The organism is Aliiroseovarius subalbicans (assembly GCF_022678625.1).
GTDB classification, from domain to species: Bacteria; Pseudomonadota; Alphaproteobacteria; order Rhodobacterales; family Rhodobacteraceae; genus Aliiroseovarius_A; species Aliiroseovarius_A subalbicans.
Genome location: NZ_JALBYQ010000004.1, coordinates 141,235 through 163,629, shown reverse-complemented (window position 1 = coordinate 163,629; position 22,395 = coordinate 141,235). Strand labels below are relative to the sequence as shown.

Genomic DNA, 22,395 nt, shown 5'->3' with positions numbered 1-22,395 from the left:
AGCACAAATGTTGGCCCAAGACCGCCATCTTTGCGGCCTGATCACATACCAGCTTTGAGCCCGAGGTGGCAAATGCTGCGCATGCGACGGGTAGTGTTGACCATCTCATTGGCAATGGCGTTTTCGCTACCAGCGCACCCCGGTTTGGCTTTCGAACAATGCGGTTCTGGTGCCCGCTACACCTGTGTAATTGATGGCGATACAACTTGATTGGAAGGCGAGAATACCCGCGGCATGGGCTACGATGCCCCCGAGCCACAGACCTTTGTAGCGCGAGAACGTATTGCCCAGGCGCAGCGGAAACGATGGGCCAAATGGCGGGCAGAGCGGGCGGTTGCCCAAGACCAGAGGTTTAAGGGCCGTTTCCTCGACAACATCTTCGTCGAACGGCTGTGGCGGTCTTTGAATTCCGAATGCGTCTATCTGCACGCACGGGTGACCGGTTCCGAGGCGAAAGCAGGCGTAAGGAAGTGGATCGATTTCTATGTTTACAAACGTCCACATTCCGCATTTGGCGGCAAACCACCCGCTGTGATCTACTGGCAGCGAAACGAAGCAACACAGCCCGATCAGCAGGTGCACAGAGTAGTTTAGATCACGCCAGGTACTGTCCAACAAATGGGGAATAGCTCAAAACGATACTTTCTGAGGGTAGTGCCAAGAGCGATCCCACGTCAAAGCAAATGAAAACTCACAATTCCTTGCCGTCTCCGGAATTCCGGAAAGAAAGCCCCAATTTGTCCCCCAGTCTCCTAAAACAGGAACGCCAGATGGGAGGTATACTTTGCAAGCTGTTGTAAAATATGGCGACCCCTGAAGGACTCGAACCCTCAACCTGCTGATTAGAAGCTCCCTCTAGGTGGCTTCTCACCAGTTCGCCGGATTTCGCCACACGGTCAAAAACACATTAGAAACAACCATTTACGTTGACGCTCTCCACGCTCACGTTTCATGAATAACGCCATGTTTCGGCGTTGGTTGCTTCCTTATAGCTTCCTCAAATCCGCGCCGGGGAGAACGGAGCAAGGCATGAAACTGACAAAGCGGGAAGTTGAAGGGCTGGAGGTGAAGGCAAAAAGCTACTTTGCCTGGGACGCCGAAGTGAAAGGGTTCGGAGTGCGTAAGGTAGGACGGCCTATTAGCTAAATAGGCGCGGCGCGAACGCCTTAACTAATAGCTACATTCCTTCGTAGGGTACGAACGTTCCCTACGATACGATTCCTACGAAGGAGTTGGGGGACGTAATGGCTGAAACCTTTCAAGTGGTTTCCATTCTTTCCCGGCCACCTATCGCGATGACCTGGCTCATGACATTGCACCTGTCTTCTCAGGGCAATATCACGACGATACAGGCAAGCTCAGACATTGGAACCTAACGTGCGGTCATATCACATTTCCCCCTACTACTTCCTTTTGCAGGTATTCGACCGGACCGGAGAGGCCATGTTCGGGGATGAGTGGTCGGGTCACGAAGTCAGAACAGGAGAACCCTGGAATGACCTGCGCCCTGTTGAAAAGCGTAAAACGGAAATCGAGGCCTTTTTGGTAAAGCTGGACGATCGTTTGCGGGAGCTTGATTCAGAAAACACCGCAGACCTCACATTGGCGGAGCGGGATCGTCGGGGCGAAGAGTACGGTGCCCTAAAAAGCAAGCAACGGAAGCTGCGTAAAGAATATCACGATCTGCCGGACCTGACCAACTGCACACACGAACTCCCCGAACGGTTTGACCGAAGGTGCGCCGTTGAAAGTGAATTGAAGAACGCTTTCAAAGAAGGTGACCTGCAATTGATGCTCGGGGACGGGGTTCCGATTGAATGGGACCGGTGGGCAGCGGAGGCACAGTTTCACGTCGATTTCTATCTATCGACGGTTCGGGCACCAGAACAGTTCGGAGCCATGGGCATTGGTCCAGCGCTTGTCCCGATGCAAAGCTTTGATGGTTGGATTACGCGGTTTGGGCCAGGTGCGTTGAAGTCAGGTGAGATGACCATCACCGCTCAATTGGAACGCTATTTACGTGAGCAATTCGAAAAAGACCCGCACGAAGAAATTTCCAAGAGTGAGTTCAAGTTACGGGCCGCTGCTGAGTTCTCTGAACACAACAACTATTCCGGAGAGGAATTTGACAGGGTTTGGAGAATTGTCGCTTCGCCGTCGCGAAAAACACCTGGGCGCAAGAGAAAGAAATCGCGAATTAATTGAGGGGGCGGTCCCCTTAATTAACCTCGCCCCAAATGGCGCATAGCTAAAATCCTGTTAAATAAGGGATATCTACTTTTTTAATTACCTGACAATTAAAAAGAATTTCGGAGTCTATTTCGGGCCTTTGCGCCAATCTACCTTTTGTTCCATCGGCACGACGCCAAAGCCCAACAGATGGAACAAATCAGATGCAACAGACCCAATTACCTCTTCCCGTCGAAGACCCAAACCGCCTGATGGATGAAAACGAAGCCGCAGACCTGCTGTGCTATTCGGTGCGCGCTTTGCAGAACTGGCGCTATCGCGGCGGTGGTCCGAAGTTCATCAAAATTTCTGCCCGTTCTGTCCGATACGCCTATGGCGACGTGATGGAATGGATTGAACAGCGCCGGGTCGCGAACACATCGCAAGCACCGAACATCTAAAAGTTTTGCCCGCTCGGAGTTGGCAGCGCTGAGCGGGATTTTGGGGCCGGATGGCTCTTGAGGGCGTGGGGTCTCACCACTCCACGCCCTTTTTTGTATGCCGCCAACTCGAACCAAAGGACAAAGACATGTCACAGCAACCAGCCTTCAAATTCAAAATAGGTCTGATCACCGCGACGATCTGGGAAAACGACGGTTTCTATTCCGTCGATATCTCGCGCTCTTACAAGACCCAGGATGGCGACTGGCGCAACACCAGTTCGTTTTCCCACAATGACCTGCTGAATGTCTCCAAATGCGCTGAACGCGCAGAGAATTGGATTTCGCGCAAGCTGACGATGGAAGCATCGTGACGCCGCCGGGCGTCCCGCCCGGCCCCAAAACAAATGCTGCCCCGCCGGAGGCACCATTGAAGGGCGCGACAGCGCCCGCCCAATCCCAAAACTTATCCCCAAACACGGCGGTCGCCGCCAGAGGGGGGTGGTAGTAGCACCCCCCTCTGGAAATACCGCCCGACACAGGAAACAGCACACAATGAAGATCGTTCACCAAGGCTTTGACCACCTCACCCTCTCCATCCAGGCAAATATCTCGCACAAACTCTTTGCCTTCCTTGAAGCGGAGAAGGAGCAGGCCGAAGACGCCCGTGCACCCCGCCCCATAACCTACGGTGGAGCCGTATTTGATCTGCAACCCCACGGCGGGGGTGGATACCGCTTCATCCTGACCGGCGGACCGTTGGGCTTTCGCTGGGCTTTCAAGAAACCCAACGCGCGTGATTCCTGGGGTATCCGTGTCATCATCGGCTCAACCGTGCTGGCAACGCAGGGGCTTGGCCATGTTCGTGCCCACATCGACAGCACCCTGGGTAGGCTGGGCGTCAAATTCGCCGCGCACCAGGTGAGCATTGCCCGGGTGGATTTCTGTGTCGATGTGTTGGCGCCGGAATTCAAACTGAACCCGGAACAGTTTGTCATTCACAGCCACACCAACCGGGCCGATCACCGGGCCGCGCCGGAAGATGTCGGGAGCAACGGGAAGTCCGGTCGTTTCACCTCGGTCACAGTTGGGAAAATGCCTGGACGCCAGGTCATCGTCTATGACAAGCGCCAGGAGGTCATAGACCGGCTCAAGCCCATCTGGTGGGATATCTGGAACACCAACCTCGAACGGGACGGATTGCCGCCTTTGAACGCCTCTGACGCCTCCCAGAGCCGCGTCTGGCGGATTGAGGTGCGCGCGGGGAAAGACCTTTTGAAAGACCGCTGGCAGATCAGGACGTGGGAGCAGTTGGACGCCCTTTTCGGCGATGTGGTGGCTGAGGCATTCCAGAAGGTACGTTACTGCGTACCAGACGCGACTGACACCAACCGGGCGCGATGGGCTAATCATCCGATATGGGACCTGGCTGCGGTGGTCTCCGATGACGACCTAGTGGAAATGCGCAGCTATGTTGACGCCAATGCGATTAAGCATGTTCACCGTGAAGAACACATCAAGATGATCCGGGCCCAGGTCATCGGCAACGCAACCACGCTTGCAGCCCTGGAGGGCACTGAAGAGGCCGAATTGGCTGACTATATGGTCCAGGTAGGGGAGAGGCTTTCGGAAGCCGTCAGAACCGATCCTGAGCGCGCTTCGAACAAGCTGGATGACGCAAAGGGCAGGTATCGCTTCATTGCCTGATCCGTGCGCCGGGGAGGCTGGTTGACCAGAACTTGCCCCGGTATTTTAGTGAGGTCTAAAATACACAAGGAGGGAACATTCAATGCGATTCACCCGAACATTTTCAGCAGCAATCTTGAGCACTTTGGTCGGATCGGCCGCCCATGCCGACCAGCCTGTGCTTGTCTACGAAAAAATCCTGGACCATCCCTACACGCAAAGCTGGTCAACGGTCTACTTGGGCAGGATTTCCGACAACCAGCATGAGGTGTATCTCAGAGGGGACGGAAAGATCGGCGACTTTTTCGGCGTTCTCTACCTGGACTGCGACGAGCCGAAATACTCCCGGTGGGAAGCACAAGGCGGGATGATAGACACCAGCGAGGTGCCCGGACAGGCAATTGTTGGCATTCGCAAGACCTATTGCGACTGACCGCTTCCCCGACTAGCGCGTCATGTGATAGGTGCCGTCCCCGCCCTGCGAGGCGAGGCCCAGAACATCCATGCTGTCCAGGATAGGCTGCACCCAGGCCACCCGTCCGCGCATGAAATGGCGGGCGAGCTGTTCGGGGGTGGCCGTGCCCATGTCGGACAGGGCGTCGCGGACGGCGGCGACCTGATCCGGGGTGGACTTTGGCCAGGCGAGTTTCTTGACCTTTTCGACCGGGCCAAGGTCCATGCCCTTGGTTTCGCCCTTGGCGGTCTGGGTGCCGGTGGGGTTCTGGTAGTCGGGGCGGAGCCAGCGGATATGGCCGCGCGCCTCTTCCTCGGCGCGCTCCTTGTTGAGGGCCACGAGGCGGAAGAGGATGTCTTCATCGCTCAGGTCCACTGGCCAGCCATAAGCCTCGGCCACGGCGGCATCGATCTGATCGTGCAGGTCCTTGAGGATGCCGATCAGGCCCTGGTCGTAAATCTCGCGGTCCTTGCCCTCGATGGTCTCTCCGGCGCGGAGCTTTTCCAGCACGTTGTACATCTGTGTCAGGGTCAGCTTGGGGTGGGCGGCCTGCTGGCGCTTGCGATGGACATTGAGGTCTTCGCCCAACGTTCGGAGACGGGTGCGCAGGTTGTTGGTGAGATCAGGGAAGGGGAACTTATTGAAGCAATCTGAATGGTTGTAGGTCGGATCGTTCCCGAAGCCGAGCCAACCGCCTGCTGCGAGCGCGAAGACCTCGTGTATGCGGCTACTTAGGACAGCCTGCTGCCACCAGTCATCCAAAGAGATCACTACGATTTTGCTTTCAGCAATCAGTGTTGATGGCAGCAAAGAAAAGAGGCGATGTTTTGCAGTACGCGTTGTCGCGATAACGTTTTCAATGTCTTTTGCTGCCGCTCTTAGGTCCTCGTGCGTTCGTCCGTACCACCACCAATGCTTCTTTCTCCAAGGTTCGCGGTTCTGGTCACGCTCCGGCTTAACGTTGTCTTTGACATGTTGATAAATCTTTGGATGTCGCGTTCGAACTTCTTCCTCGGAAAGTGGATACAAATCTATCGAAAACAAGCCGCGAGAGGACTGCGCGAGGTCACGGCCATTCATATATGGACGGATCAACGTGCCAAAAACTTGTTCGTCGCCATCGGCAAGCTCTATTGCCTCCTCTTCGGTTACTATGAAACCGGCACCATGAAGCTTCATGCCCATATGGGCTAAGCCCTTGTTTGACATCAGCGGCTTACATCCGATCACGTCCGCTCCGATTTGCAGATTGGCTAGGACCTTTCCCACCTGATGATCAAACGTCACCGGTTTTCCGTCAGCCTCGCTTTTTTCTTTGCTCTCGGTTGCCAAGTTAAGCAGCCGCCCTGCGCGATTGCCCGCCGCGCCCACGGTCATCGCGATCCGCACGGCAGCGCCATAGAGCGTATCGACCCAAGGGTGATCCGGGATGGCAAAGAGCAGGGAGAGCGGCTTTTTCGGGTCGTTCAGATGCGGCTCCAGCACGCGGCGGTTAAAGGTCTGGCGCAGGGAGTTCGTGGTGATCAGGCCAAAGCGGCGGGTGCCTTTGCCCGTCTTGGCGTTGTAGGCCCGCGCGGCCAGCGCCGCCTTTTCCCACCAGAACATGACCAGATCGGCGCTTTGCGGCATCTTGGGATAGGCTTTCCACAGCGCCTCGACATAACCATCGCCTAGATTGTCGCGTAGGCGTGAGGCCCCAATGAAGGGCGGGTTGCCCACGATGAAATCGGCCTCTGGCCATTTGGTCGCGCGGGGTTTGGTATAGTCAAAGACCTGCGTCTGGGCGTCAGGGTCGGGCACCTCTTCCCTCGTCACGGGGTGGCGTATGGTAGTGACCCCATCCCACCGGGTGACCGGGTTGCCCTGATCATCCAGACGTGGTTGATGGTCGTCCCAATCCAGCACGGCGTCGCGATGTTCGATATTGTGGAAGTCTTTAAGCACCGGCTCGGCGGGCGTCGCCTTGCCATAGGTGCGGAAGTGCCATTGCAGATACCCGATCCACAGCACCAGTTCGGCCACCTTGGCGGCCCAGGGGTTCAGCTCGATCCCCAGAAACTGGTGCGGGTCCACGGTATGGCCCGCAAGGCCAAGGGCGGCTTGGGTTTCCCCCAGCTGTTCCAGCAGGGCGGTGACCTCGCCTTCCAGCCGTTTCATCAGTTCCAGCGCGACGTAGAGGAAGTTGCCAGACCCGCAGGCGGGGTCCAGCACGCGCACCTCGCACAGGTTGCGGTGGAACGCGTGGACGGTCTTGCGCGCGTCCTCCTCTTTGCCCTGTGACAGGAGCAGTTCAACGGTGGCCTGCACATCTTCCCAGTCGGATCGCAGCGGTTCAATGACGGTGGGCATCACCAGTCGTTCCACATAGGCGCGCGGCGTGTAATGCGCCCCCAGCTTGTGGCGCTGGCGCTCGTCCAGCGCACGTTCCAGAAGGGTGCCGAAGATCGCCGGTTCAACCTTGCGCCAATCCTTGCGCGCGGCCCCGATTAAGAGAGCGATCTGCTGACTGTCCAGCGGCAATGCCTCGGCCTCGGCAAAGAGGCCACCGTTGAACTTGAGCAGGTCGGTTTTCAGGACAGTCGAGAAGCCGCCCTTGTCCATCGTTTCCCACAGAGCTTGCAGCATGTGGTGGGCGTGTCCGGGGTCTTTGGACATATCGACCAGAAGGTCGGTAAAGCTGTCGCGGGGGATCAGTTCCACATCCTCCGCGAACATGGAAAACAGGCAACGCATCAGGAAGGACGCAACCTTTTCCGCATCGTGACCCTGTGCCTCAAATGATCTGCCAAGTTGGGCAAGCTGGTCCGCGATTTCGCGGGTGACGGCGGCGGCGATCTTGGAACTGTCCAGGGAAAGCGGGTCATTCCAGATCGCATGGAACAACTCCTGGATTTCCTTGCGTTCCAGGTCGCGCAATTCGATGCGGAAGGAGGTGCCGTCGGGGTATTGGGTGTAGCCGTGGCCCTGGCCCGAAAAGTCCGCGTAAACCTCGAACATGAAACCCACGTCGCAGACGATAATGAACGGTGGCCAGCCGTCTTCCTTAGCGACGCTGCGCGCGTAGTTGTCAGCCTGGCCCTTGGCTTTGACCATCGCGCGGTCATAGGACCGGGTGCCCCTAACCCCATGGCCCACACGTTTGACCTGGGGCATGTCGGGCAGGGTCAGCCGGTCAGGGTTGGCAACCTTGGCTTGCGATCCTTGCTTAGTTTCAAGAACGAAGCTGCCTCGGCGGTAGAGGTCGATGAACTTGGTGGAGTTCTCGCCAATGGCCGCAGAGGTGACGGGACGCTCAAACCGGTAATGATCGTTTTGCCCGGTGTCGGTTGCGGGAAGAGGCTTCTCCAGCCCCAGAACCTCGGTCAGCTCGGAAAGAAAAAGTTGGTAATTGGCCCGCTCGCTGCCGCCCGAATTTTCCCAACGCTCAATGAATTCTGAAATGGACTGCATCGGCCTTCTAACTTGATTTTCAACCGCACGATGCACGGGGCAGGTCGATCCTTCAAACAGAATCTGTTGTTCCGTTACAACATAAATTCATGCGTCCGAGTGCTTCCTTATTGCTTCCTCATGGAAACCGAGCCTACCGGACAGGAAAGTGCATAGCAATTAAGTATTTGATATTTATTATTAAATTGGCGACCCCTGAAGGACTCGAACCCTCAACCTGCTGATTAGAAGTCAGCTGCTCTATCCAGTTGAGCTAAGGGGTCGCTGTCCGCAGGGATACCCCCGGGACGCGACCCCTTGCAACAGGTGGTTTGCAAAATCAGGCGCTGAGTTGTTTCGCGACGTACCAGGAAATCGGCAGGCCGAGGGCGAAGCCGATTGCTGCGGAGTAGATCACGGGCATCGTGGTGTCATAGCCCATGGTCAGGGCGGCGACCATGATGATGCCGGCCAGTGATGTGCCGATCACGGCGTAGAGAAGCAAAGCCAAACGGAACATGTGTCCCTCCTCATAGAAAAGCGCGGTTTCGATGAGGGGTTATAAGGCCTATCTCTAATACGTCTTTGATCTGGATCAGTCGTCCATCATACGCTTGGCGATGATCAGCGCGACGGGGAAACCCAGCGCAAGCCCCAGCGCGGCGAGGCCCAGAAGCGGCCACAACCCGGTGACGCCCGCCACAAGCGCGCCGACCACGAAAACGCTGGCGATGGTTGAGCCGATGATGCCCTGAAACAAAAGTGCTAGCCGGATCATGTCCGCCTCCGAAAACCTATGCGCGGGGGGTATCACACAGGGCCCTGCCCCGGCCACGCGACCTTGTGGCGCGGCTGTATGTCTACTTCTTCTTCACGAATTCCGTCACGATAACAATGCGTTGCCCCTCAACGCGCCCTTCGATGTGGGCCGGGTTGTCAGCGACAAGAGATATGCCGCGCACCGCCGTGCCGCGCTTGGCAGTAAAGCCCGCGCCCTTCACCGGCAGGTCCTTGATCAACACCACCGTGTCGCCCGCAGACAACGGCGCGCCGTTGGCGTCGCGATGCGCGGTTTCAGCCGTGACATTGTCAACCCAGGCCTGGGTGTCGTCATCCAGATAGGCTTGATCCAGAAGGTCACGCGCCCAGCCCGTGTCCAACCGTTTCAAAACACGTATTGCCAATACTTGTATGCCTGCGTCCTCGTCCCACATGGCTGAGGCCAGACCGCGCCAGTGATCGGGGTCCAAGGCGCCGTCGATCTGGCCGGAACAGGTGTCACAAATGGCGACCGAGGCGCCCTCGGGCCCGCCTTCTACGGCGAAGTTGGACAGGGGCAGATCGGCAGCGCAAAGGGGGCAAGGCATGGCGGCTCCGTTCGGTCAGATTGCGAATTCTTTAAACTGTTTTAAGAGGGTTCGGGGGCGAAGTTGCAAGTCTTTAAAAGGTTTAATGAATGGTCCTGAAAGTCCGATCCACCGACGTCCGCCCCCGCCTGACCGCCCTTCTGGACGCAGTGATCCACCAGGACCAGACAGTCATCATCAAACGCCACGGCAAAGACGCCGCCGGCTGGTGTCATTGGCAGCACTCAGGCGGATCTGGGACGACGAGGACGAGGAGTTCTTCGGGCCGCAAGACCCCGAAACCGGCAAACGCCCGGGGGCGGCCTGGGTGAAGCGGACGGGGTGGGTGCGGGGCAAGGCCACTGAAGTTTCAAATTGTCCAGACGCATCAGAGAGACCGAAGTGGCGTCAGTTTCAGAAGTGGTCGTGGGGAAAATGGTAGCCTCCAGATACTACTGCTTTGTCGAACGGTCGGAGTACATTTTCATTACGAAACTCAACTCAGACCCAGAGAGCCACATATTCACCGGACCTTTGATATACTTCAGGCCAAAGTGGGCAACTTTTCCCGAATTTTTGCACCGCCAAAAGCGTCTTTCCAATTCCCTGACGTATCTTTGCTCACCGATACTAAAGTTGGATTTGCTTGGATCGGGGACGACCGAATTCCATCACACGAAACCTCGATACATACCGCGACGGATGCGGAAGCGCCCTCCCGGGGGGAGGATCACCTCCCGGCGCATGCGCGCACGCACCTTTCGGTCGGTGGGGCGCTGCCCGGCCTGTCGTCCGGGCGGGGCTTTGTGGGGATGTTTGCGACTGGGCCTTGAGCGGGTGCGCACGCGCGTTGCGGGCAACGCGCTGCCGCGCACTCACCCTGAAAGGAAACAGCTTTCAGCTGTCCATTTTCAGGGCGCTAATGAATGCTTCCTGGGGAATGTCCACTTTCCCGAACTGGCGCATCTTTTTCTTACCCGCCTTCTGCTTCTCCAGCAGCTTCTTCTTGCGCGTCGCGTCGCCGCCGTAGCACTTGGCCGTCACGTCCTTGCGCATGGCTGACAGGGTCTCGCGCGCGATGACCTTGCCGCCAATGGCCGCCTGGATCGGGATTTTGAACATGTGGCGGGGGATCAGGTCTTTCAGTTTCTCGACCATCGCCCGGCCACGCATTTCGGCGCGGTCGCGGTGGACCATGGTGGAGAGCGCGTCGACCGGTTCGTCGTTCACCAGGATCGACATTTTCACCAGGTTGTCTTCGCGGTAGCCCTCCATCTGATAGTCGAAGGAGGCATAGCCCTTGGTCACCGATTTCAAGCGGTCGTAGAAGTCGAACACGACCTCGTTCAGCGGCAGGTCATAGACGACCATGGCGCGCGAGCCGGCGTAGGTCAGGTCGATCTGGATGCCGCGCCGGTCCTGGCACAGTTTCAGCACGTCGCCCAGGTATTCGTCGGGCACCAGGATCGTCGCCTTGATGCGCGGTTCCTCCAAATGGTCGACCTTGGACAGGTCGGGCATATCGGCGGGGTTGTGCAGCTCGATCTTTTCGCCGTCTTTCATATAGACGTGATAGATCACCGAGGGCGCCGTGGTGATCAGCTCGATGTTGTATTCGCGTTCGATCCGGTCGCGGATGACTTCGAGGTGGAGCAGGCCAAGGAAACCGCAGCGGAAGCCGAAGCCCAGCGCGGCCGAGGTTTCCATTTCCGAGGAAAAGCTGGCGTCGTTCAGGGCGAGTTTTTCGATCGAGTCGCGCAGGTCTTCGAACTCGGCATTGTCGACCGGGAAGAGGCCACAGAACACCACCGGTTGCGCCGGTTTGAAGCCGGGCAGCGCGTCGGTCGTGCCTTTCTTCTCATGGGTCACGGTGTCGCCCACGCGGGTGTCGCGCACCTGTTTGATGGACGCGGTGAGGAAGCCGATTTCACCCGGTCCCAGTTCGTCGATCATCTCCATCTGCGGGCGGAACACGCCGATGCGGTCGACGGGATAGACCGCGTCAGTGTGCATCATGCGAATGCGCTCGCCCTTCTTCAACTTGCCGTCAATCACGCGGATCAGGACGATGACGCCGAGGTAGGCGTCGTACCAGCTGTCCACCAGCATCGCCTTGAGTGGCGCGTCGGGGTCGCCTTGCGGGGCGGGTAGTTCGTTCACGATCGCTTCAAGCGTTTCGTGGATGCCCTGGCCGGTCTTGGCCGACACCTGAATGGCGCCGGTTGCGTCGATGCCGATCACGTCCTCGATCTGTTCCGCCACGCGGTCACAATCGGACGCGGGCAGGTCGATCTTGTTCAGAACCGGCACGATTTCATGGTCTGCGTCGATCGCCTGATAGACGTTCGCAAGCGTTTGTGCCTCGACCCCCTGGGTGCTGTCGACCACCAGAAGCGAGCCTTCGACGGCGCGCATGGACCGGCTGACCTCATAGGCGAAATCGACATGGCCGGGGGTGTCGATCAGGTTCAGGACATAAGCCTCACCATTGTCCGCCGTATAGTCGATCCGAACCGTGTTGGCCTTGATCGTGATGCCGCGTTCGCGCTCGATATCCATCGAGTCGAGAAGCTGCGCCTGCATGTCGCGTTCCTTGACGGTGCCCGTCTCCTGGATCAAGCGGTCAGCAAGCGTGGATTTCCCGTGGTCGATATGCGCGACGATCGAGAAATTGCGGATATGTTTGAGGTCAGTCATGAGTGGGATATGCGGGGGAATGGGCGCGGCGTCAAGCTGGCTTGAAGCGTGACGGAGTGGCCTTTTCACCCCGAAACGCGGCCTCACCCGTGTCGTGCATTCGGCGTTTGGCGGAAACTGTGGCATACTGGGTGGAATTTCAGTCCGCACATTCACCTATAGAGGGAGCCCCCGATGACCCTTGAAACCCTGACCGCCGCGCCGATTGACGATGTGACCTATGACCCCGACCTGCTTCATGCAGACACGTTGCGGGCCTTGCTGGGCGCAGAAATCGTCGCGCCCGAGGATTTCGACAGCGACCTGCCCGAGGAGTTGGCCGCGCTTCTGGACACCGGGGGCAGCGCCGACCAGGCGATGGCCGCGATTGAGCGTGCGGTGCTGTCCGGCACCTTCCTGGATGACCGTGATGAGCTTGACGCAATGGGCATCGACAGCCGTCAGGCCTTGTGGAACGACGTGCGGGAGGACGTGGCCCGCGCGCCGGTGCTGGGCCCGGTCGATCCAACAATCGTCGCGCAGAACGTCGACACGTTCCAGATTTTCGAGATCAAGGAAACCGGCGACCGGATGCAATTGATGATCAACGGCGCGGTGGCGGCAGACATGCCACTGGGCAAGGCGAAGGCCAAGGATATCGACAAGATCATCGTCTTCATCCAGGGCATCCTGGACAGCCTGTCACTGGCGTTTGCCCTGCTGGGGATCGGGGTTGCGAAAGGCAAGACCTGGGCAAAGAATCTGGCCGACAAGCTGAAGCGACCCAAAAGCTGGCTGAGCACCGCACGCGCGGCGTTCGGCAAGTTCACCAAGGCTTATACCGCCTACAAACGGTATCTGGCGGGCAGCAAGGAAGAGACCGCCAAGGCGCGCAAGCATGACGCCGCAAAGAAGGCGATGACGCTGTTTGCGGACGCGTTCCTTGGCTTTGTTGGTGTGGCGCTCAAAACCGCGTGGCGCATTCTCAAGATGGTCCTGACCCTGGTGTTCGGCAACATCCGCGAAGTGCTGAGGTTGCTGTGCCAATTGGCCAAGGCGGCGATCGAATGGGCCGGAATGGGGCCTGCGAAAGTGGCAAATGCCATACTTGATGCCATCCTTGCCGCCATCGCGGTTTGGGATGACGTGGTGCGGTGGAAAGAGCTGAACCCCTGACGGCGGCGCGGGCTTTGACCCACATCATTGCCCCCCTGCACCGGACCGGATACGTTAGCGCGAACACCTGACGCCCCTTTGCCGAGTCCCCCATGTCCGACATCCTGACCGTTACCCTGAACCCCGCGCTGGACATGTCCTCCAGCGTCGATCACGTCCGACCCGAGGACAAGTTGCGCTGTGACGTGCCGGATCTGGATCCGGGCGGGGGCGGCATCAACGTGGCACGGGCAATCAAGGCGCTGGGCGGCAAGGCGCGCGCCTTCGTGGCGCTGGCGGGCTATCGCGGCCAGCAATTCGCCGAGCTTCTGGCAGAAGAGGGCGTCGAGGCGGTCGGCTTTCGCATCGAAGGCGAAACCCGGCTGTCGCTGGCGGTGATCGACCGCTCGGACGGGCAGCAATTCCGGTTTGTCATGCCGGGGCCGAAATGGTCGCCCGAGGACGCCTTTCGCGCACTGGAAACGATCCGCGCGGTGACGCCCAAGGGCGGGTATGTCGTGCTGTCCGGCTCGCAGCCACCCGGCGTACCGCTGCATTTCCCGACCCAACTGGCCGCCGTGGTGGACGAAGCCGAAGCGCGGCTGGTGCTGGACACCTCCGGGGCGGCCCTGAAGGCGCTGATGGACGTCGGGTCGGCGCGTCAGCACGTGCTGCGCCTGGACGGGGCCGAAAGCGACATGCTGGCGGGGCGCCCACTGACAAGCCTGGAGGAGGTCGCGGGGTTTGCCCAGTCGCTTGTGCATCGCGGCGTGGCCGAGGTCGTGGTGCTGGCGCTGGGCGCCAAGGGATCGATCCTGGCCCAGGACGGGCGCTGCTGGCATGCCGTGACGCCCGAGGTTCCGGTGAAAAGCAAGGTTGGCGCTGGCGACAGTTTCGTGGGCGCCTTCACGCTTGCGCTGTCGTGCGGCGCGGATTGGGATCAGGCGCTGGCGCAGGGAGTGGTCGCCGCATCGGCCGCGGTGATGTCGGATGCCTCCAACCTGTGCCGGCCCGGGGACGTGGCCGCCCTGTCCGACCAGGTCAACTTGCGCCTGCTGTGACACCGCTTTTGCCCCTGCGCGCCGCGGATGCGGGGGGCGGGGTGGGTGGGTGGGCGCACCCCGTGGCTGGGGCGTGCAGGGGCAAAACGCCGCTGGCTTGAAAATGTGAATTTGAGCCCGGCGCCCTGCCCTGCTATACTGTCCTCAACACGGACCGGGAAAACCCGGCAACATGAGGCAGAGACATGAAACACCTTTTGATGGCTTTGGGGCTGATGCTCCTTCTGGTGCCCGACGCGCAAGCTGCGGGCAAGATTGAGCGCGCTTGCCTGAAGGCCGATCGGCGCGACGCGTCGCGCCAGTTGTGTGGCTGCGTGCAGGACGTCGCCGAGGCAATGTTCAACCGCTCGGAAATCTCGAAAATCGCCAAGTTTTTCAGTGACCCGCACACAACGCAAGAACTGCGCCAGTCCGACCGCAACAGCGACGAACGGTTCTGGAAGCGCTACAAGGAATACGGTCAGGCAGTGCGCACCTATTGCGGCAGCTGAGCAATCAATCCGCGTGAAGCAGCCTCGATCAGGTCCAGCGCCCCGTCGAAGTCCCGCGTGTAATACGGGTCGGGCACATGATCCGCGCCCGTGTCAGCGTAGTCGGTGAACACGGCCACAGGCGTGTCATTGCCGGGTGGGCGCAGCCGCTCCATGTCGCGCAGGTTGTCCGTATCCATCCCGATCAGCAGGTCGAATTCCGCAAAATCGCGCGCCTGAAATAACCGCGCCCGAAACGCCGACAGGTCATAGCCGCGCGCCCGCGCCGCCGCCTGCATCGGCCCATAGGGCGGCTCCCCCACATGCCAATCCGAGGTGCCCGCGCTGTCGATCTCGACATCCAGCGCCCGCGACAGGGCGCGAAACACCCCCTCGGCGGACGGAGAGCGGCAGATGTTGCCAAGGCAGACGAACAGGATGCGTGTGGTCATGGCGTTGGTCTAGCGCAAATGCCCCGCCCGTGTCATCCGCCGCGCATAGCGCCAAAGCAGAAAGGTCACGATCGGGATGCCGAGCGTGATAAGCAACCTTCCCGACCCGAAAAGCTGCGCCATTGGCACCACTGTCAGAACGGCACAGCCGAGCGCTGTCACGAAAGTGCCCGTCAGGGACAGGGCGAATGCGGTGCTGGCAAACCGCGATTTCAGCAGCAAAAGTAGCGCGCCGATCACGCCCAGCCAGACCCCCACGGCCCAGGCCGCGGCCACCCAGCCCGGCAGGCCTTGCCCGGCCGAGACGATCTGCACATAGGTGACCCCGGTCAGAATCCCGCCCCCGCCGCCGTGGGTCGACAGGTAATCCCAGGCACGCGCCCCGCCAAAGCCCAAGGCGACCGGCGCCACCAGCCACATATGCCAGGGCGCGTGGCCCATCAGAGGCCCCGCCCTGGCGCGCGCCGCCAGGCCATGTTCATGTAGCGCGTGCCGCCCGCCAGCTCCTCCAGCATCTGGGCCAGCCGCTTTTCCCGCGTCGCCGGTCGTTTTGCCCGGGCGATCCAAGCCAGGTAATCGTTGCGTTGATAGGGCGGGCGGGCGTCAAATGCCTTGTTCAAGCCCAGCGCCCGCAACCGGTCGGCAATGTCCGGCGGCATCGGCTGTATCGGGCGTGTCAGGGCCATAGGCTCAGCAAACCACCGCCCGACGGTTTGGGTCAAGGGGCAAGGGGCTTGCACACACCCCGGGTTCGGGCCTGAATAGGGTAGAACAGAGGGCTGCATTTGATGACAGATATCCTGATCCTGACCGGCGCGGGCATTTCCGCCGAAAGCGGGCTGGGCACGTTTCGCGACAAGGACGGGCTGTGGACCCGCTATGACCTGAACGAGGTCGCCACGCCGGAAGGGTTTTCCCGCAACCCGGCGCTGGTGCATGACTTCTACAACGCCCGGCGCGCCAATTGCCTTGCGGCGGCGCCGAACCCGGCCCACGACGCCCTGGCGCGGCTTCAATCCCGGCACGCGGGTCGTGTGACCCTGGTCACGCAGAATGTCGACGACCTGCACGAACGAGGCGGTGCGCGCGATGTCCTGCACATGCACGGCGCCCTGTCGGGCGCGCTGTGCCACGATTGCGGCGCGCGCTGGCCCGCGCCCGCAGTGATGGACCCGCTGTCGCCCTGCCCCGACTGCCACCGCCCGACCACGCGCCCCGACATCGTCTGGTTCGGCGAAATGCCGTATCACATGGAGGCGATCCAGGACGCGTTGCTGCGCGCCGACCTGTTCGTGGCAATCGGCACCTCGGGCAACGTTTATCCGGCTGCAGGTTTCGTCAGCGAAGCGCGCGCCGCTGGCATCGCGACGCTGGAGCTGAACTTGGAGCCGTCCGACACGGTGGGCCAGTTCGACACCGTGCGCACCGGCCCGGCCAGCCAGATCGTGCCAGACTGGGTCGAAGAGGTGCTGACAAGCTGAGCCAGAACACAGAAAGGCCGCACCTTGGCGGTGCGGCCATCCGGGGGTGACGAACCCCCTGTCTCAGGCGGTTCGGGGGGTAACGGGGGACGCAATCCGCCCCCCCGACGCCCGAACCTTAGTTGTTGTCAGCGCCGGTCGTAGCCTGGCCGTGCTGCATGCCTTCACCGTCGCCGTGCTGCATGCCTTCGCCGTCGCCCATCTGCATCGCCATACCATTCGCAGGCTTGCGGTTCAGATCGACGGGAATGTCGACGGTGATCTCACCGGCCTTTTCAAAGACCAGGGTCACCGAGATGACCTTGCCATCAGTGAAAGGCTCGGTCAGGCCCATGAACATCACGTGGTCGCCACCGCGTTGCAGCATGTGGGTTTCACCGGCCGCAACCGGGAAGCCTTCCTCGACTTCGACCATGCGCATGACGCCTTCGTCATTTTCGATATGGGTGTGCAGCTCGACCCGCTTGGACACGGTTGCCTTGGCGGCGATCATCCGGTCGTCTTCGTCGCCGTGGTTCATGATCTGCATGAAAGCAGCCCCAGCCATCGCGTTCATGCCAGCGGCGCGCGCATAGGCATCCTGGATCATGATGTGGCTTTCCGCAAAGGCGGGAATGGCGAAGGACACAGCGGCGGTGGCCGCAAGAAGGGTTTTGATCGGGGACATCTGTCTCTCCTGAAAAAATCTGGTCGTGGTCTTGGGGTGGGTTGGGTTCAGACCAACGCCGGGGGACCACGGGCAGAGGGAGAGAGTTCCTGATGCGACCCCACCAGCGGGGTCACCTGCGGTGTCACGACACCCACAAGCCGCGCCTCGGGCCTCAGAACAACAGGTAACGCAAATGCAGCCACAAAGCTCTGCGCCGCATCGGGGCAAACATGATTTGTTTCGATCGGCGCACCGTCTGGACCCACGGTTATCGTGGTCATGCCAACGCCGGTGCAGATCACCATCTCCATCCCCATATCGGGATGGACCCCCCGCGCCTGAGCGAAGGAGAACCCCGTGACGGTCAGAACGAGCGCCAGAACATATGCGAATATCGCGCGTATCACGGTGCAAGAGGTAAGCCGCACAAAACCGGTGTGCAAGTGACAATCTGCCACGGCGCGATGGCCCGCCCACAGGCGCACGAAAAAGGCCGCCACGGGAACCCCGGGCGGCCTGAAATCGGATCGGAAAGGATCAGGCGGCTGCCTGGGCTTTCGCGATGTCTTTCTTGATCTTCAGCGCGTTTGCCGAAAGCTCTTCGTCCTTGGCTTTCGCCAGAAAGGCGTCCAGACCACCACGGTGGTCGACGCTACGCAGGGCCGCAGCCGAAATGCGCAGCTTGAACGAGCGGCCCAGAGCGTCCGACATCAGGGTGACGTCGTTCAGGTTGGGCAGGAACCGACGGCGCGTGCGGTTCTTGGCGTGGCTCACGTTGTTGCCCGACATCGGGCCTTTGGCGGTCAGTTCGCAGCGACGCGACATGGCTCTTTTCCTTGCTTCTCGGGCCGGAACGTGAGCGTTCCCACAATCGGCCGGTCAATACAAACGGGCGCCGCAATGGCAGCGCCCCGAATTCCGTTCGCGGTCTTTAGGCGGAATCACCCCGACCGTCAACCCGAATCGCAGTCCTTCCCCGGCTTTCCTGACCCGCCCCCGCCCCCGCCGCGCAGGCAGGGCGCGGGGTGGGTGGGTGGGCGTGCCCTGCCTGTGGGGCGGGGGCGGGTCACTCCTCGGCCAGGAACCCACCCGATTGCCGCGCCCACAGGCCCGCATAGGTGCCCCCGGCGGCCAGCAACACATCGTGAGGGCCGTCCTCGATCACCCGGCCCTGACTCAACACGATGATCCGGTCCATCTGTTTCAGCGTGGACAGGCGGTGGGCGATGGCCAGCACGGTCTTGCCCTGCATCACCCGCTCAAGCGCGGCCTGGATCGCCGCCTCGACCTCACTGTCCAAAGCGCTGGTCGCCTCATCCAGCACCAGGATCGGCGCGTCCTTCAGGATCGCGCGGGCCAGGGCAATACGCTGACGTTGACCGCCCGACAGTTTCACCCCGCGCTCGCCCAGATGCGCGTCGTATCCCGGGCGGCCCTGGTTGTCCTCAAGCCCAAGCAGGAACTCATGCGCCTCGGCCTTCGCGGTCGCCGCCATCATCGCGGCCTCATCGGCCTCTGGATCACCATACAGAATGTTGTCACGGGCCGAGCGGTTGAACAGCGCGGTTTCCTGCGTGACCATGCCAATGGCGCGGCGCAGGCTGTCCTGCGTCACGTCGCGCAGGTCTTGCCCGTCGATCAGGATGCGGCCCTGTTCGGGGTCATAAAGGCGCAAGAGCAGCGACACGAGCGTCGACTTGCCCGCCCCCGATTGTCCGACGATGCCCACTTTCTGTCCAGCCGGAACGTCCAGATCGATCCCCGACACCCCGCCGGTTTTGCGCCCGTAAGCAAAACTGACGTCTTGAAACCGGATTGCGCCGTTCGGCACAGCCAGATCCGACGCGTCCGGCGCGTCCAGCAGGCGACGATCGGGGGTCAGCGTCTCCATCGCGTCGTCGGCCTGTCCGATGTCGGCGTAGATGCCCATCAGGGTGAAACTGACCCAGCCGGTCATCTGGGCGATACGGATCGACACCACGCCCGCCGCAACGATGTCGCCCGGCGTGGCCTGCCCAGCCTGCCAAGCCAAAAGCGCGCCTCCCGCCAGAAGGATCGGTAACAGACCCGCCAGCAACATCAGGCAAAAGCGAAACCCGGTGGACAGCCAGCCAAAGGCCAGCATCTTGTCGCGATGCACCTGAACCGCGCCCAGCGCCGCGTCATCCTCACGCGCCGCGTGGGCGAACATCTTGACCACGCGGATGTTGGTGATCGTATCCACAACCTGTCCGGTGACCGAGGCCGACGCCTCGGCCCGTGCCCGCGCGCGAATGCGAATCCGCGGCAGGAACACCCGGATCAGCGCGAAATAGAGCAGCAGCCAGACCGCGAAGATCAGCGCCAGCCAGCCCGAAATCGTGGTGACCAACAAAAACGTGCCCGCCAGCGTGGCCAGGGCAAAGGCCACGACGTTGACCGTTTCCACCGCCAGGTTGGTGATTGAGGTCGCCGCCTGCCCCTGTTTCTGCGCAATCCGCCCGGCAAAATCGTCGTCGAAGAAATCAACCGATTGCTGCGACACCCAGCGATGCACGCGGGTGAACACCAAGGGCGTCACGTTCGGGCCGACCACAACCGATTGCGCCATCGCCGACAGGCCGAAGGCCACCGGGCGTGCGATCAGGAAAAAGCCCAGCGCCAAAGCCAGAAGCCCCAGGTTGGCAGAGGTGAAAAACGCGGCCTCTCCGCGCTCAACCACCGCGTCGATCACCACACCCAGCACCCAGGCGGTGCCGGTTTCCGTCAGCCCCGCGATGGCCGAGATAGCGAAGCCCGCGATCAGCACCGGCCAGGCGCCCGACAGGCACCAGCGGATGAAGGCCAAGAGCGTGCGCGGCGGCGCGCCCTCGGCGGGACGGAAAGCGTCGATCAGGTCCGAGATACGGCTGCGCAAGCTAGGGTTACTCATCGGCCAGGAACCCGCCCGATTGCCGCTCCCACAGTCCTGCATAGGTGCCGCTGAGGCCTAGCAAATCATCGTGGCTGCCGTCCTCGATTACCCGGCCCTGATCCAGCACAATGATGCGGTCCATCTGGGCGATGGTGGACAGTCGGTGCGCAATTGCGATCACCGTCTTGCCCTGCATCATGCCGTAAAGCGTCTTCTGGATCGCCGCCTCGACCTCTGAGTCCAGCGCCGATGTCGCTTCGTCCAACACCAGGATTGGCGCGTCCTTCAGCATGACGCGGGCGATGGCGATCCGTTGGCGTTGCCCGCCCGACAGCTTCACACCGCGTTCGCCCACCTGCGCGTTATAACCCAGACGTCCCTGCGGGTCCTCAAGCGTCTGGATGAAGTCCTGCGCCTCGGCGCGTTCGGCGGCGGCTATCATCTGCGCCTCAGTGGCATCAGGCCGACCATACAGGATGTTGGCCCGCACCGAGCGGTGCAAAAGGCTGCTGTCTTGCGTCACCATGCCGATCGCATGGCGCAGGCTGTCCTGCGTCACGCCCGCCACGTCCTGACCGTCGATCAGAATGCGCCCGGCCTCGGTATCGCGAAAGCGCAGCAGCAGGTTCACCAAGGACGACTTGCCCGCGCCCGAGCGCCCGACAAGCCCGACCTTCTGCCCCTCGGGAATGGTGAGCGAGACGTGATCCAGCCCGCCAACACCCTTGCCATAATGATGGCTGATGTCGTCAAACGTGATCGCACCCTTGGTAACGACGAGCGCAGGCGCGTTCGGCACGTCCGTCAGCTCATGCGGCACGGCAATGGAACGCAGGCCTTCGCGGATCACGCCCATATGCTCAAACAGGCGAATGGTGACCCACATGATCCAGCCGGACATGCCGTTCAAGCGAATGGTCAGGGCCGAGGCCGCCGCGACCTCGCCCGCCGAGACGATCCCGCGCGTCCACAGCCAGATCGCCGGGCCCAACATGCCCGCGATCAGCAAGCCGTTGATCAGGTTCAGTCCCAGGCTAAGTTCGGTCATCAGGCGCAAAAAGCGCTGGAACCGCAGCCGCAGGCGTTTCATCGCAGAGAGGACATAGCGTTCCTCGCCTTCACCCTGGGCAAACAGCTTCACGCTTTCGATATTGGCATAGGCATCAACGACCCGGCCGGTGACCAGACTGCGCGCGTCCGACCACTTCTCGCTTGCCACCGCCACCCGACGGGCAACAAAACGCACGTAGAGCACGTAGATGACCAACCAAAGGCCTAAAGGCACCGCAAGGCGCGGATCGACCTGCGACAGGATCACCATCGCCGAGAGCACATAGGTGACCGAGTACCAGATGCCCTCGAAGAACATATAAGTGCTGTCCTCGACCGCCGGGCCAAGCTGCATCACCCGGTTCGACAAGCGCCCGGCGAAGTCGTTCTGAAAGAAGCTCAGGCTTTGCCCCAAAAGGTGTTTATGGGCCCGCCAACGCACCTGTTCTTGCATGTTTCCGGCCAGGGTCTGCTCCAGAAACAGGTGGTTCAGCGTAATCGCCAGGGGGCGAATGAACAGGATGAACAGCGCGGCCAAAGCCAGCTCAACCCCGTGCGCGGGCCAAAACTGTTCGGCAGGCGTTTGGTTCATCAGGTCGATGATGCGCCCGGTATAGAAAATCAGCCCGGTCTCGATCAGCGCGACCAGGATGCCAGTGCCCGCCATCCAGACCATCCATTTGCGGAACGGGCCATAATGGCTGCGCAGGTAAGCCCACAAGGTCGCAGGCGGTGTATCGGCCGAATGCGAGCCGAAAGGGTTTACGAGGGATTCAAAAAAGCGAAACATGTCTGCGCTCCGTTGCGCGAAATGGGGAAGTGCGTGAGATGGGGGCTGTCGCGCAGCCCGTCAGAACCGGCGACTAGGCGCGATATGGGGTCCTGAATTGGCGCATCTGGCACATCTCCTACATGTTGCTTGGCTATGGGTAGCGGAAATGTGCCCGCAAGTCACCCCCGGTTTTCCCGACCCCGGGTCGCGCG

22 protein-coding genes, 1 tRNA gene and 1 pseudogene are annotated in these 22,395 nt (G+C 60.8%); 10 read left to right on the top strand and 14 right to left on the bottom strand.

Translation table 11 applies throughout. The annotated features are described in order from the left end of the window. Positions 1–354: 354 nt before the first annotated feature. From MN188_RS13535 to MN188_RS13510, 6 genes and pseudogenes are all read left to right on the top strand, one after another. Positions 355–594: pseudogene (locus MN188_RS13535) on the top strand (integrase core domain-containing protein); the annotation flags it as partial. Between the two features lie 849 nt (positions 595–1,443). Next, complete coding sequence (locus tag MN188_RS13530; protein ID WP_242109701.1) at positions 1,444–2,205, top strand: hypothetical protein; 762 nt, start codon at positions 1,444–1,446, stop codon at positions 2,203–2,205. A 188-nt stretch (positions 2,206–2,393) separates the two neighbouring features. Further along, a complete protein-coding gene (locus MN188_RS13525) occupies positions 2,394–2,630 on the top strand; it encodes a helix-turn-helix transcriptional regulator (RefSeq protein ID WP_242109700.1) in 237 nt (78 codons plus the stop codon). 128 nt (positions 2,631–2,758) lie between these two features. Continuing rightward, a complete protein-coding gene (locus MN188_RS13520; RefSeq protein ID WP_242109699.1) occupies positions 2,759–2,983 on the top strand; it encodes a hypothetical protein in 225 nt (74 codons plus the stop codon). A 181-nt stretch (positions 2,984–3,164) separates the two neighbouring features. Beyond that, a complete protein-coding gene (locus MN188_RS13515; protein ID WP_242109698.1) occupies positions 3,165–4,316 on the top strand; it encodes a hypothetical protein in 1,152 nt (383 codons plus the stop codon). A gap of 115 nt (positions 4,317–4,431) precedes the next feature. Further along, positions 4,432–4,728 carry a hypothetical protein gene (locus MN188_RS13510; protein ID WP_242109697.1) on the top strand — a complete coding sequence of 99 codons (297 nt, stop codon included), beginning with the start codon at positions 4,432–4,434 and terminating at the stop codon, positions 4,726–4,728. Between the two features lie 12 nt (positions 4,729–4,740). Here the strand turns inward: MN188_RS13510 and MN188_RS13505 are convergent, their stop codons facing one another. The 6 genes from MN188_RS13505 to lepA all read right to left on the bottom strand — a co-directional run bounded on the left by MN188_RS13505 (position 4,741) and on the right by lepA (position 12,221). Then, positions 4,741–8,199: a class I SAM-dependent DNA methyltransferase gene (locus MN188_RS13505; RefSeq protein ID WP_242109696.1), complete on the bottom strand. Its 3,459-nt coding sequence runs from the start codon at positions 8,197–8,199 to the stop codon at positions 4,741–4,743. Between the two features lie 186 nt (positions 8,200–8,385). Further along, a tRNA-Arg gene (locus MN188_RS13500) sits at positions 8,386–8,462 on the bottom strand. 56 nt (positions 8,463–8,518) lie between these two features. Continuing rightward, positions 8,519–8,698, bottom strand: coding sequence for a CTP synthetase (locus MN188_RS13495; RefSeq protein WP_242109695.1), 180 nt, complete (start codon positions 8,696–8,698; stop codon positions 8,519–8,521). A gap of 75 nt (positions 8,699–8,773) precedes the next feature. Beyond that, positions 8,774–8,956 (bottom strand): CTP synthetase, encoded by a 183-nt coding sequence (locus tag MN188_RS13490; protein ID WP_242109694.1) that lies wholly within the window; start codon positions 8,954–8,956, stop codon positions 8,774–8,776. Positions 8,957–9,038: 82 nt separating this feature from the next. Then, entirely contained in the window at positions 9,039–9,545 is a 507-nt protein-coding gene (locus tag MN188_RS13485; protein ID WP_242109693.1) for a PhnA domain-containing protein, read from the bottom strand. A gap of 876 nt (positions 9,546–10,421) precedes the next feature. Further along, a complete protein-coding gene (lepA, locus tag MN188_RS13480; RefSeq protein ID WP_242109692.1) occupies positions 10,422–12,221 on the bottom strand; it encodes a translation elongation factor 4 in 1,800 nt (599 codons plus the stop codon). A 174-nt stretch (positions 12,222–12,395) separates the two neighbouring features. Here lepA and MN188_RS13475 point away from each other — a divergent pair, with 174 nt between their 5' ends. The 3 genes from MN188_RS13475 (at position 12,396) to MN188_RS13465 (ending at position 14,907) form a co-directional block, all read left to right on the top strand. After that, a complete protein-coding gene (locus MN188_RS13475) occupies positions 12,396–13,376 on the top strand; it encodes a hypothetical protein (protein ID WP_242109691.1) in 981 nt (326 codons plus the stop codon). Positions 13,377–13,468: 92 nt separating this feature from the next. Further along, positions 13,469–14,416 (top strand): 1-phosphofructokinase family hexose kinase, encoded by a 948-nt coding sequence (locus MN188_RS13470; protein ID WP_242109690.1) that lies wholly within the window; start codon positions 13,469–13,471, stop codon positions 14,414–14,416. A 185-nt stretch (positions 14,417–14,601) separates the two neighbouring features. After that, positions 14,602–14,907 carry a hypothetical protein gene (locus MN188_RS13465; RefSeq protein ID WP_242109689.1) on the top strand — a complete coding sequence of 102 codons (306 nt, stop codon included), beginning with the start codon at positions 14,602–14,604 and terminating at the stop codon, positions 14,905–14,907. Here MN188_RS13465 and MN188_RS13460 read toward each other — a convergent pair. Genes MN188_RS13460 through MN188_RS13450 form a run of 3 tightly spaced genes read right to left on the bottom strand, consistent with a single transcriptional unit; the run spans position 14,892 to position 16,024 of the window. Beyond that, complete coding sequence (locus MN188_RS13460) at positions 14,892–15,338, bottom strand: low molecular weight protein-tyrosine-phosphatase (RefSeq protein WP_242109688.1); 447 nt, start codon at positions 15,336–15,338, stop codon at positions 14,892–14,894. The genes MN188_RS13465 and MN188_RS13460 overlap by 16 nt on opposite strands. 9 nt (positions 15,339–15,347) lie before the next feature. Next, positions 15,348–15,779: a hypothetical protein gene (locus MN188_RS13455; RefSeq protein ID WP_242109687.1), complete on the bottom strand. Its 432-nt coding sequence runs from the start codon at positions 15,777–15,779 to the stop codon at positions 15,348–15,350. Continuing rightward, the gene (locus MN188_RS13450) at positions 15,779–16,024 is read right to left on the bottom strand and encodes a YdeI/OmpD-associated family protein (protein ID WP_242109686.1); all 246 of its coding nucleotides are present in this window, start codon (positions 16,022–16,024) and stop codon (positions 15,779–15,781) included. The genes MN188_RS13455 and MN188_RS13450 overlap by 1 nt, the downstream gene beginning before the upstream one ends. Before the next feature lie 102 nt (positions 16,025–16,126). Here MN188_RS13450 and MN188_RS13445 point away from each other — a divergent pair, with 102 nt between their 5' ends. Then, the gene (locus MN188_RS13445) at positions 16,127–16,819 is read left to right on the top strand and encodes an NAD-dependent deacylase (protein WP_242109685.1); all 693 of its coding nucleotides are present in this window, start codon (positions 16,127–16,129) and stop codon (positions 16,817–16,819) included. 118 nt (positions 16,820–16,937) lie between these two features. Here MN188_RS13445 and MN188_RS13440 read toward each other — a convergent pair whose 3' ends face one another. From MN188_RS13440 to MN188_RS13420, 5 genes are all read right to left on the bottom strand, one after another. Continuing rightward, a complete protein-coding gene (locus tag MN188_RS13440; protein WP_242109684.1) occupies positions 16,938–17,486 on the bottom strand; it encodes a copper chaperone PCu(A)C in 549 nt (182 codons plus the stop codon). A gap of 47 nt (positions 17,487–17,533) precedes the next feature. Next, entirely contained in the window at positions 17,534–17,968 is a 435-nt protein-coding gene (locus MN188_RS13435) for a hypothetical protein (protein ID WP_242109682.1), read from the bottom strand. 37 nt (positions 17,969–18,005) lie between these two features. Further along, positions 18,006–18,293, bottom strand: coding sequence for a 50S ribosomal protein L28 (gene rpmB, locus MN188_RS13430; RefSeq protein WP_242109680.1), 288 nt, complete (start codon positions 18,291–18,293; stop codon positions 18,006–18,008). Positions 18,294–18,534: 241 nt separating this feature from the next. After that, entirely contained in the window at positions 18,535–20,379 is a 1,845-nt protein-coding gene (locus MN188_RS13425) for an ABC transporter ATP-binding protein (protein ID WP_242109678.1), read from the bottom strand. Then, entirely contained in the window at positions 20,372–22,201 is a 1,830-nt protein-coding gene (locus MN188_RS13420; protein ID WP_242109676.1) for an ABC transporter ATP-binding protein, read from the bottom strand. The genes MN188_RS13425 and MN188_RS13420 overlap by 8 nt, the downstream gene beginning before the upstream one ends. Between the last annotated feature and the right edge of the window lie 194 nt (positions 22,202–22,395).